Source organism: Massilia sp. (assembly GCF_046293535.1).
In the GTDB taxonomy this organism is placed as follows: Bacteria; Pseudomonadota; Gammaproteobacteria; order Burkholderiales; family Burkholderiaceae_D; genus Telluria.
In genome coordinates, this window is the sequence record NZ_JBKBOV010000073.1 from 1 (window position 1) to 9,687 (window position 9,687).

Annotated in this window: 11 protein-coding genes; 8 read left to right on the top strand and 3 right to left on the bottom strand. The window is 66.2% G+C overall.

Annotated elements, in window-relative coordinates; all coding sequences use genetic code 11:
* The first annotated feature begins 3 nt into the window (after positions 1-3).
* Positions 4-225 (top strand): glycine zipper 2TM domain-containing protein, encoded by a 222-nt coding sequence (locus tag ACK4S9_RS22715; RefSeq protein WP_209588624.1) that lies wholly within the window; start codon positions 4-6, stop codon positions 223-225.
* A 63-nt stretch (positions 226-288) separates the two neighbouring features.
* Here ACK4S9_RS22715 and ACK4S9_RS22720 read toward each other — a convergent pair whose 3' ends face one another.
* Complete coding sequence (locus ACK4S9_RS22720) at positions 289-1,017, bottom strand: Crp/Fnr family transcriptional regulator (protein ID WP_409730143.1); 729 nt, start codon at positions 1,015-1,017, stop codon at positions 289-291.
* Between the two features lie 207 nt (positions 1,018-1,224).
* On the opposite strand from ACK4S9_RS22720, the gene ACK4S9_RS22725 reads away from it, so the two are divergent.
* The 5 genes from ACK4S9_RS22725 (at position 1,225) to ACK4S9_RS22745 (ending at position 4,182) form a co-directional block, all read left to right on the top strand.
* Positions 1,225-2,019, top strand: coding sequence for a glycine zipper 2TM domain-containing protein (locus tag ACK4S9_RS22725; RefSeq protein ID WP_409730145.1), 795 nt, complete (start codon positions 1,225-1,227; stop codon positions 2,017-2,019).
* A 180-nt stretch (positions 2,020-2,199) separates the two neighbouring features.
* On the top strand, positions 2,200-2,427 hold the full coding sequence (locus ACK4S9_RS22730) for a hypothetical protein (RefSeq protein WP_409730147.1): 228 nt from the start codon (positions 2,200-2,202) through the stop codon (positions 2,425-2,427).
* A gap of 114 nt (positions 2,428-2,541) precedes the next feature.
* On the top strand, positions 2,542-2,688 hold the full coding sequence (locus tag ACK4S9_RS22735) for a lmo0937 family membrane protein (RefSeq protein ID WP_020652694.1): 147 nt from the start codon (positions 2,542-2,544) through the stop codon (positions 2,686-2,688).
* Positions 2,689-2,800: 112 nt separating this feature from the next.
* Entirely contained in the window at positions 2,801-3,469 is a 669-nt protein-coding gene (locus ACK4S9_RS22740) for an OmpA family protein (protein ID WP_409730149.1), read from the top strand.
* Between the two features lie 107 nt (positions 3,470-3,576).
* Positions 3,577-4,182, top strand: coding sequence for an NUDIX domain-containing protein (locus tag ACK4S9_RS22745; RefSeq protein WP_409730151.1), 606 nt, complete (start codon positions 3,577-3,579; stop codon positions 4,180-4,182).
* On the opposite strand, the gene ACK4S9_RS22750 is transcribed toward ACK4S9_RS22745, so the two are convergent.
* Complete coding sequence (locus ACK4S9_RS22750; RefSeq protein WP_409730153.1) at positions 4,179-5,015, bottom strand: branched-chain amino acid aminotransferase; 837 nt, start codon at positions 5,013-5,015, stop codon at positions 4,179-4,181. The genes ACK4S9_RS22745 and ACK4S9_RS22750 overlap by 4 nt on opposite strands.
* 128 nt (positions 5,016-5,143) lie before the next feature.
* On the opposite strand from ACK4S9_RS22750, the gene ACK4S9_RS22755 reads away from it, so the two are divergent.
* Positions 5,144-7,273 (top strand): site-specific recombinase, encoded by a 2,130-nt coding sequence (locus ACK4S9_RS22755; protein WP_409730155.1) that lies wholly within the window; start codon positions 5,144-5,146, stop codon positions 7,271-7,273.
* Positions 7,270-8,658, top strand: coding sequence for a cardiolipin synthase (cls, locus tag ACK4S9_RS22760; protein WP_409730157.1), 1,389 nt, complete (start codon positions 7,270-7,272; stop codon positions 8,656-8,658). The genes ACK4S9_RS22755 and cls overlap by 4 nt, the downstream gene beginning before the upstream one ends.
* 117 nt (positions 8,659-8,775) lie before the next feature.
* Here cls and ACK4S9_RS22765 read toward each other — a convergent pair whose 3' ends face one another.
* Complete coding sequence (locus tag ACK4S9_RS22765; RefSeq protein ID WP_409730159.1) at positions 8,776-9,612, bottom strand: metallophosphoesterase family protein; 837 nt, start codon at positions 9,610-9,612, stop codon at positions 8,776-8,778.
* Positions 9,613-9,687: the final 75 nt, after the last annotated feature.

A 9,687-nucleotide genomic window follows, 5' to 3' on the forward strand; every position in this document is an offset into this window, starting at 1 on the left:
AACATGAAAACCATCAAACAACTCGTCGTGACCGCAACCCTGGCCACCGCTGCGCTGGGCCTGACCGGCTGCGCCGGCATGTCGCAGCAAGACAAGAACACCGCGATCGGCGCCGGCGCCGGCGCCGTGATCGGCGGCGCGCTGACCGGCGGCAGCGCAGTCGGCACCGTCGGCGGCGCGGCCGTGGGCGGCGTGGTCGGCAACCAGGTCGGCAAGACCAACTGATCGCTCGCCGAGCGATACGAGAAGCCTGGCGATGCCAGGCTTTTTTGTGTTTGCCTGCAGCGTTTACATCAGACCGTGGATGGGCTGAGTGCCCGCTTCCCTGACGATCTCGTAGCAGGTGCACGAGGCCGCCGCCAGGCCCTCGGGATCGCGGATCTCGATGTTCCCGCGGCTGTAGTCGATCAGCCCCTGCTGCTGCAGCGCGCTGGCGGCCTTGGTGACGCCGACGCGGCGCACGCCGAGCGCATGCGCCAGGAACTCATGGGTCAGGTGGAATTTATCCGACTGCAGGCGGTCGCGCGTGACCAGCAGCGAGCGGGCCAGCCGCGCCTCCAGCACGTGGAAGCGGCTGCAGACGGCGATCTGGATCGCCTGGGCCAGCAGCGTGTCGGTATAGCGGTAGAGCACGCGCTGCAGCGAAGGATTGCGCGCCACCTCGGTCCGGAAGCGGCCGCTGTCCATGCGGCTGGCGCTGCCGGCGCGCTGCACGACCGCGCGTACCTGGGTGGTGTCGTGGCCGAGCGCCACCGTGGCGCCAACCATGCCCTCGCGCCCCACCAGGCCCACCTCGAGCGTCATGCGCCCTTCGGCCACGCCCATCAGCGAGATCAGGCAATCATGAGGAAAATAGATGTGGCGCAGCGGGTCGCCGGCCTCGCACAGCACGTCCCCGACCGCGACGGTGACCGGGTCGAGCAGCGGCAGGACCTGCGCCAGTTCCTGGGGTGGCAGCGCGGCCAGCAGTAGGTTGCTGTTGTGTTCGGAAATCGGCGGTGGTGCGGCAAAATTCATCGGTTTCTCGCGTCGGAACAGCATGACCCAACCGTCTGTCGGATACATTTGCAAACAATTTAGGCCAGCGTAACCGCCCCGCTCCGATCTGGTATGTACGGTGACGCACGGAACGGCTTGTTGTTCCTGAGGACAATCTGTCAATGCACAGGCCGCCTTAAATCCAGGCACACGGCCTCAACAAGACTTCTCCGAAAAGGAACCGGCATGAACACTTCCCCCACCCCGTCCGCACGCGGACGCATGCATCCCCTGATGATCCTGGCCGCGCTCGCGGTGCTGTTGTTCTGCCTGGTCGGCACGGCGGCGATCCTGGGCTGGATTCCCTCTTCCGTGGGCGGCAACAAAGAGCGCCAGCTGAGCGACGCCGAGCGCCTGGCGCTGGCCTCGACCTTGCCGCCGGGCGCGCCGCAGGTGGCGCCCGGCATGGTCGGCAACCTGCCCGGCCAGCAACTCGCGCCCGGCTACGTGGAGCCGGGCAGCGCCGCCGCACCCGCCGCTTATCCGGCTCAATCGGCCCAGGCCTATGCGCCGGCGGCGAACTATGCGCCCGCCCCGGCCGCCGCGGCGCCGGAACGGGTGGTCGAACGCGTGGTCGAGAAACCGGCCAGCAGGCCAGCGGAGAAACCGGTGCAGGTGGCCGCCGCCGACACCGGCCGCAACTGGTGCTCGAACTGCGGCAACGTCGAATCGGTCCGCGCCATCAAGCAGCGTGCCGAAGGCAGCGGACTGGGTGCGGCCGGCGGCGCCGTCATCGGCGGCCTGCTGGGCAACCAGATCGGCGGCGGCACCGGCCGCACCATCGCGACCGCCGCGGGCGCCATCGGCGGCGCCGTGGTCGGCAACCAGGTCGAAGGCAATATGAAGGCCACCACCAGCTACGAAATCCGCGTGCGCCTCGACGACGGTACCCTGCGCACCTTCCGCCAGAGCACCCAGCCGGCATGGCGCAGCGGCGACCGGGTGCGCATCGTCAAGGGCCGCCTGCGCTCGGTCGCCTGACCTGCCCCTGTTCCACTGAAAGCCGGGATGGCGCAAGCTTCCCGGCTTTTATTACGTCCAAATACTTTTCTATAAGCAATGTGCGCCAGCGCACGGACCAATGGATGAGCTAACCCGACAATGACAGGACGCTATCACTGCGTGCGGTGCGGAAAATAACCATCCTGAGGGGAGAGCATCATGAACAGCATGGCATGGATCGGCATTATCATCTGGGGCATCATCGTCGCAGCCTTCGGCCTGTTGTCGGCGCATCCGCCCGGTGAGGCGGCCCCTGGCGGACTGCAGGCGCAGGACGTCCTGTTCCTGGTGGCGGGCGGCCTGGTCACCTGCCTGATCGGCGTCACCGGCCTGCTCGGTTTCATGGGCTGGATCCCTGGCCTGCGCAAGGACAACCGCCACGCCTGATGTCCCGGAGCCTGGACTTTCGCAGTAAGTACGCCATCGTACAGAGGCCAGCAGTAAGCGGCGGCATACTGGAATCACGACGCCGAAGTGCGTAATTTCAGGAGGAGCAACATCATGTTGTATACAATTGCCGTCATTCTGATCGTTTTGTGGCTGCTCGGACTGGTGACCTCGTACACCATCGGCGGCTTCATCCACATTCTGCTTGTCGTTGCCGTGATCATGATCCTGGTGCGCCTGATCAGCGGACGAGGTATATAGTTGTTAGTTGTTAATAATTTTTTGTAAGACCAATCCGCTTCTCAGTCATGCCTGCAGGCTTGCCTCGGCAAGCATGACCGCGAAGCGGATTTTTTGTTCAAGGAGAACCACCATGCAAAGCAAACTGACTAAATCCGTGATCGCCGCTTCCCTCGTGGCCTTTACCGCCACCGGCTGTGCCAACATGGACCCGGTGCAGCGCGGCACCACGCAAGGCGCCGGCATCGGCGCGGCCCTGGGCGGCATCGTCGGCGCCAGCACCAGCGGCGGCGGCGGCAAGCGCGCCGCGGGCGGTGCCGCGATCGGCGCCGCTGCCGGCGCCGTGATCGGCAACATCTGGTCCAAGCGCATGGAAGCACAGAAACAGGCGATGGAACAGGCTACCCGCGGCACCGGCGTGCAGGTCAGCCAGACCGCCGACAACCGCCTCAAGCTCGACATCCCGAGCGACGTTTCGTTCGATACCGGCCGTTCCGACATCAAGTCGAACTTCCAGCCGGTGCTCGACCGCTTCGCCGCCACGCTGCAGGAAAACCCGGCCACCACGGTGACCATCATCGGCCACACCGACAATACCGGCACCGATGCGATCAACCAGCCGCTGTCGGTCGATCGCGCCGCCCGCACCCGCGACTACCTGGCCGCCCGCGGCGTCAACCCGGGCCGCATCACGATCGAGGGCCGCGGCTCGCGCGAGCCGATCGCTTCGAACAGCGACGCCTCCAGCCGTGCACGCAACCGCCGCGTCGAGATCTACGTGGCCGAGCGCGCCCAGGGCTGATCGCGCGTCGGCGCTTGCACGCTTGAACGAAAGCCGCCCGGCGCAAGCCGGGCGGCTTTTTTTGCGTCGACGCGCTATAGTCGCCTGCACCGCTTCCGGAGCCTTCCATGCAAGACGACGATCCGATCCGCATCCTCGCCCAGGAAACCCTTTCCGACGACTACTGCCAACTGAGGAAAGTCAGGTTCAGCCAGCGCCGCCGCGACGGCAGCGAGCAGGAACAGACCCGCGAGGTCTATGCCAACAACGGCGGCAGCGCCGTCCTGCTCTACAACCGCGACAAGCGCACCGTCCTGCTCACCCGCCAGTTCCGCATTGGCGCGCGCCTGGCCGGCCATGATGGCTTCATCATCGAAGCCCCGGCCGGCAACCTGGACGACACCGATCCGGAGGCGCAGGCGCGCGTCGAACTGTGCGAGGAAACGGGCTTTCGCGGCCACGGCCTGCGCAAGGTGATCGCGTTCTTCCCGAACCCCTCCTCGCTGACGGAAACGGTGCACTGCTATCTGGGCGAATACCGGGAGCGCGATCGCCAGGGGAGCGGCGGCGGCAAGGCAGAGGAAGGCGAGGACATCGAGGTGCTGGAGATGGACGTCATGGAGGCCTTCAGGCAGGTGAAGGAAGGCGGCATCGTCGACGCCAAGACGGTGATCCTGCTGCAGTTCCTGCGCGAGGTGATCTGGCCCAGTGGACCAGATCACGCAGCGGATTAGCTCGCGTCGGTGAACGCCAGGTACAGCTCGCGCGCGCGGCGCGCCACCGGGCCGGCTTCCAGCGTGCGGTCCTCGTAGCGCGTGCACGGCGTCACCTTGCCGTAGTTGCCGGTACTGAAGATCTCGCGCGCCGTCATCAATTCTTCCAGCGCCACGCTGCGCTCCTGCACCTGCACGCCTTCCGATGCCAGCAGCGCGATCACGCGCGCGCGGGTGATTCCGGCCAGGAAGGTGCCGTTCAGCTTCGGCGTCACCACGGCGCCGTCCTCGGCCACGATGAACAGGTTCGAGGCCGCGAACTCGGCCACGTTGCCGTCGGCGTCCAGCATGATCGCCTGGTCGAAGCCGCGCGCCTTGGCCTCGCGCATGGCACGGGTCGAGTTGGCGTACAGGGCCGAGGCCTTGGCGTCGGTCGGCGCCATGTCCGGCTGCGGGCGGCGCAGGGTCGACAGGCAGCTCGAGAAGCCGGCAAAGGGCGGCAGCGGCGCGTCGAAGATCGTCAGGGCGAACTGGCTGGCCTCGGCCACCGGGATCAGGAAGCCCTCGGTGCCGAACACCAGCGGGCGGATGTACAGTTCGGCGTCTTGCGGAAACCTGGTCACGCCCTCGCGCACCAGCGCTTCCATCTCGTCCACGCTCAAGGGGCAACGTAGGCCCAGCTTCTCGCTCGATACGATCACGCGCTCCAGGTGGGGGCGCAGGTCGGGCAGCTTGCCGCGCATGGCGCGTGCGCCGTCGAAGACCGAAGAGCCCAGCCACAGGCTGTGATCCATGGCGCCATACAGCGGCACATTACCTTCAGTCCATTGGCCATTAAAGTAAGTCAGGTACATGCATCCCTCGTTTTCTACATTGATTCAGCCCGTCAGTGTAACGCTTTCGGCCGGTTCATTGTTCGATGGCGAACCATGGCTTACCTTTGCCTCGCGTACACTATGGCTTTCCAGTATCAACATTGCCCATGCTCGCCATTCTTGAACGAATCGATCCCGACAGCGACCGTCTCGACCACTTGGTCGACCTGGTCGATTGCCTGCGCCCGCGCAATCGCTGGGTCTGGCAAAAGGCGGACGATCCGGTCCAGAACGTGCGCACGCTGACCCAGCTGCTCAAGGGCAATCCGTCGCAAGCCTGGTCCTTGCGGCGCTATCTCACCACCTTGCTGGAGAGCCGCCGCCATACCAGCCTGTACAGCGACATCGGCGTCCTCTCCAACGACGGCTTCGTTACCGAACTGAAGCGGCGGGTCACCTACCGCTTCCTGCCGCCGGCGCTCAACGACCTCTACCTGTCGGACGCGCTCGACCAGGTGTTGTACGACGAGGACGACCATGAGTGGATCTGCATGGTCCCGACCGCCGACTGGATGGAACTGTTCGACGTCATCGCCAATGCGCCGCCGCCCCAGGACCGCAGCGGCGGACCGGCGACGCCCGATCGGGCGCGCTACGTCACCCTGATGGGCCTGCTGGACGCGATCCGCACCCTGTCTTGCCGCATCTGCGCCCTCGGCCTGGAGCCACGCCTGATCCACAGCTACAGCGAGATCGAGGATTTCGACTCGCCCTTCCTGATGCAGAACATCGAGGTCAACCGCTACCTCGACGAATACGCCCGCTACCTGGACGGCAAGATCGAACAGCCGGAAGACGCGCGCCACCTCCTGGTCATGCTCGACCAGTGCGAAGAGGTGGTGCTCAAGATCCGCCGCGGCGCCCGGTCGACCGGCACCAGCGTGGCCCTGACCTACCTGCTGGTGGCCCTGCACCAGAGCATCGATCGGCTGCACAAGTTGCTCTACCTGGTGGACCTGAGCGGCTCGCTGCCGAGCGCGCCGAGCGTGGACCTGGTGGCGGTGGCCACCCGCGCCGCCAAGCCGGAGCAACCGGTGGCGAGCGGCCGGCGCCTGGCGGCCGTGGCCCTGGCGGAAGAACTGATAGCGGCGCACAACGCCAAGTACCGGGTCCGTGGCTTGCTGCGCGACAATGTCGACCTGCTGGCCCGCAACGTCACCGAAAACGCCAGCCGCACCGGCGAACACTACATCGCCGAAACCCGGCGCGACCTGCGCCACATGTTCGTGGCGGCTTCCGGGGCCGGCTTCATCGTCGGCTTCATGGCCATGTTCAAGATCATGCTGGGCTACCTGCACACCGCGCCCCTGGTCGAGGCCTTCCTGTTCAGCATGAACTATTCGCTGGGCTTCATCCTCATCTACATCCTGCATTTCACGGTGGCGACCAAGCAGCCGGCGATGACGGCGCAGCACATCGCCGCTTCGCTGCAGCGCGCCGACAATGGGCGCGGGCTGGACGTGGACAGCCTGGCCTACCTTGTCACCAAGGTCTTCCGTACCCAGATAGTAGCCGTGCTCGGCAACGTGCTGCTGGCCTTTCCGGTGGCCTGGGCGATCGCGGTCGGCTACAAGGCGATCAACGGCAACCACATCGTCGATCCGGCCAAGGCGCACCACCTGCTCATGGACGTCGATCCGATCCACAGCCTTGCCCTGTTCTATGCGGCGATCGCCGGCGTCTGGCTGTTCCTGGCGGGCCTGATCTCGGGCTACTACGACAACAAGGCGCTGTACACCCGCATGGGCCAGCGCGTGCGCCAGTTGCGCCGCCTGCGCCGCCTGATGGGCGAGGAACGGCTCGGCCGCTTCGCCGGCTATATCGAGGACAACCTGGGGGGCCTGATGGGTAATTTCTTCTTCGGCTTGATGCTCGGGATGACCGGCACCGTCGGCTTCCTGCTCGGCCTGCCCCTCGACATCCGCCACGTCACCTTCTCGACCGCCAACGTGGCCACCGCGCTCGTCGGCCTCGACTACCGGGTGCCGCTCGAGGTGGTGGCCAATGCCGCTTCGGGCGTACTCCTGATCGGCGCGGTCAACCTCCTGGTCAGCTTCGGCCTGGCGTTGTGGGTGGCGATGCGCGCCCGCAAGATCCAGTTCAAGCGCGGCATCCTGCTGGTGCAGGCGCTGGGGCGCCACCTGCTGGCCGCGCCCATCGATTTCTTCCTCGGCCCCAAGCAGCAGCCGATCAGCCGCGACTCCAGCAGTGAACTCATCATGAGGGACACGAAATGAACAACAAGCGCCTGACTTCCTTCCTGGCCTTCCTGGCCTTCGTCTGCGTGGTCGCCTCGTGCAAGTCCCTTCCCGACGCGCAGAAGCTGCCCGAGCAGCCGGCCAAGGCCGTGCCGGCGGTGGCCACGCCGCGCGGCATGCTGGACAACAAACAGGCGGCCCAGCTCCTGCGCAGGCGCTGGGCCAACGCCTCGCCCGACCTGAAGCAGCTGGCGGTGCTGGAAGAACAGGCGACCGGCGCCCCCCTCATCCCCGGCAACAAGGTGACGCTGCTGTTCGACGGCCCCGCCACCATGCGCGAGATGATGGCGGCGGCGCGCGAGGCCAAGTCCTCGATCAACCTCGAGACCTACATTTTCGACCGCGACCCGATCGGCATGCAGTTCGCCGAACTGCTGATGGAGAAGCGGCGCCAGGGCGTGATCGTCAACATCATCGCCGACGGCGTCGGCACCCTCGGCACCCCCAAGGAATTCTTCGAGCGCCTGCGCGCGGCCGGCATCAACGTCCTGATCTTCAATCCGGTCAATCCGCTGCAACGCCCCGGCGCCTGGCAGCTGAACAACCGCGACCACCGCAAGATCATGGTGGTGGACGGGCGCGTCGGCTTCACCGGCGGCATCAACATCAGCGAGACCTATGCCAACAGTTCGCTGTTCCGCTCGCGCAAGAAGCCGGAGACGGTCGACGCCGAGCAGGTCGGCTGGCGCGATACCCACATCCGCATCGAGGGGCCGGCCGTGGCCGCGCTGCAGTACGCCTTCATCGACAACTGGGTGCACCAGGATGCCGGCGAACTGCCCCCTGCCGAGTACTTCCCGCGCCTGGCGCCGGCGGGCGACAAGGTGATGCGGGTACTGGCCACCTCGCCGGACCGCGATTCGGAAATCTACAAGTCGCTGATGGTGGCCATGAACGAGGCCAAGAAATCGATCCACATCACCTCGGCCTATTTCGTGCCGGACCGGCAGATCGTCGATTCGCTGATCGCCGCGGCCAAGCGCGGCGTGGACGTGAAGCTGGTGCTGCCGGGCGTGTCCGACCATGACCTGATCATGTACGCCGGCCAGGCCTTCTACGACGAACTGCTGGCGGGCGGCGTCCGGATCTTCCAGCTGCAGGTGGCGGTGCTGCATGCCAAGACGGCGGTGATCGACGGGATCTGGTCGACCATCGGCTCGGCCAACATCGACCGCCGCAGCTTCATCCACAACTACGAACTGAACGTGGTCGTGCTGGACCCGGCCTTCGGCAAGGACATGGAGGCGGCCTTCAACGAAGACCTGCGCAGCTCCAGGGAAGTCACGCTCGACCAGTGGCGCGACCGGCCCTGGAAGGACCGCCTGCGCGAATTCATCGGACGGCTGGCGGAATACTGGATTTAACCGTAGGGTGGACGGCTTCGCCGTCCGCGCGTTCAGCCGCACGGTGCCGTGACGCACACTGGTTGTTCACGCGAAGTTTGAACGCGCGGTCGGCACAGCCGACCACCCTACGAATGCTTACAGTCCCGCCGCCATCAGGCCGTCGATGTGCGGCGTCCACACGCTCCCCGTGCGCATGAACTTCTCGGTGGCCATCACCTCGAAGTGTCCGTGCACCACGTCCCAGCCGTAGCGATCGATCTCGACCTTCTGCGGCTCCACCCGCAGCACGTTGAAGGAATTCACCTCGCCCCGCCCGCGGGTCGAGGTGGCCGTCCCCGCCTGCACCACCAGCGCCGCATACTCGCTCAACTGGTAGCGCGCCGCCGTGCTGCCGGCGTGGCTGGCGTGCATGTGCCCACCCATCAGGATGTCCACGCCGCACTCGGAAAAGGCCTGCATGGCGCGCGGGGCCCGGTTCACCAGGTCGCGCTCCTCGAAATGGTCGGGCAGGTCGAAGGGATGGTGGGCCACGATGATGCGCGTGACGTCAGGCGGCACGTTCGCCAACTGCTGGCGCACGGTCGCCAGCTGGTCGCGGCTGACCTTGCCGTCCTTGATGGTGAACGAGCGCGCGGTGTTGACGCCGACCACCGCGATCTCCTCGTCGAGATAGAAGGGATCGAGGTCGTCGGTGATGTAGCGCCGGTAGCGCGACAGCGGCTTCACGAAGCGGCGGAACACGTTGTACAGCGAGATGTCGTGGTTGCCCGGCACGATGATCTGCGGCCCCGGCAGCGTGTCGAGGAAGGCGCGCGCCTCTTCGAACTGTTCCGGCCTGGCGCGCTGGGTCAGGTCGCCCGAGACCACCAGCACGTCGGGGGCGATCCGCTCGACCAGCGTGCGCAGGGGCGCCAGCAGGCTGTGGTCGACGCGGCCGAAATGCAGGTCCGACAGGTGTACGAGTGTGCGCATCCTTTCCCCCGGGTTTGTCCTTGTTTTTCAGATGTCCTGCGGCCCCGCCGGCCGGCCGGCAAGCCGCGCGCGCGC

Bases quoted from the DNA above. Each gene is read 5' to 3' on its own strand.
- ACK4S9_RS22715 (WP_209588624.1), top strand. From the start codon at position 4: ATGAAAACCATCAAACAACTCGTCGTGACCGCAACCCTGGCCACCGCT.
- ACK4S9_RS22720 (WP_409730143.1), bottom strand. From the start codon at position 1,017: ATGAATTTTGCCGCACCACCGCCGATTTCCGAACACAACAGCAACCTA.
- ACK4S9_RS22725 (WP_409730145.1), top strand. From the start codon at position 1,225: ATGAACACTTCCCCCACCCCGTCCGCACGCGGACGCATGCATCCCCTG.
- ACK4S9_RS22730 (WP_409730147.1), top strand. From the start codon at position 2,200: ATGAACAGCATGGCATGGATCGGCATTATCATCTGGGGCATCATCGTC.
- ACK4S9_RS22735 (WP_020652694.1), top strand. From the start codon at position 2,542: ATGTTGTATACAATTGCCGTCATTCTGATCGTTTTGTGGCTGCTCGGA.
- ACK4S9_RS22740 (WP_409730149.1), top strand. From the start codon at position 2,801: ATGCAAAGCAAACTGACTAAATCCGTGATCGCCGCTTCCCTCGTGGCC.
- ACK4S9_RS22745 (WP_409730151.1), top strand. From the start codon at position 3,577: ATGCAAGACGACGATCCGATCCGCATCCTCGCCCAGGAAACCCTTTCC.
- ACK4S9_RS22750 (WP_409730153.1), bottom strand. From the start codon at position 5,015: ATGTACCTGACTTACTTTAATGGCCAATGGACTGAAGGTAATGTGCCG.
- ACK4S9_RS22755 (WP_409730155.1), top strand. From the start codon at position 5,144: ATGCTCGCCATTCTTGAACGAATCGATCCCGACAGCGACCGTCTCGAC.
- cls (WP_409730157.1), top strand. From the start codon at position 7,270: ATGAACAACAAGCGCCTGACTTCCTTCCTGGCCTTCCTGGCCTTCGTC.
- ACK4S9_RS22765 (WP_409730159.1), bottom strand. From the start codon at position 9,612: ATGCGCACACTCGTACACCTGTCGGACCTGCATTTCGGCCGCGTCGAC.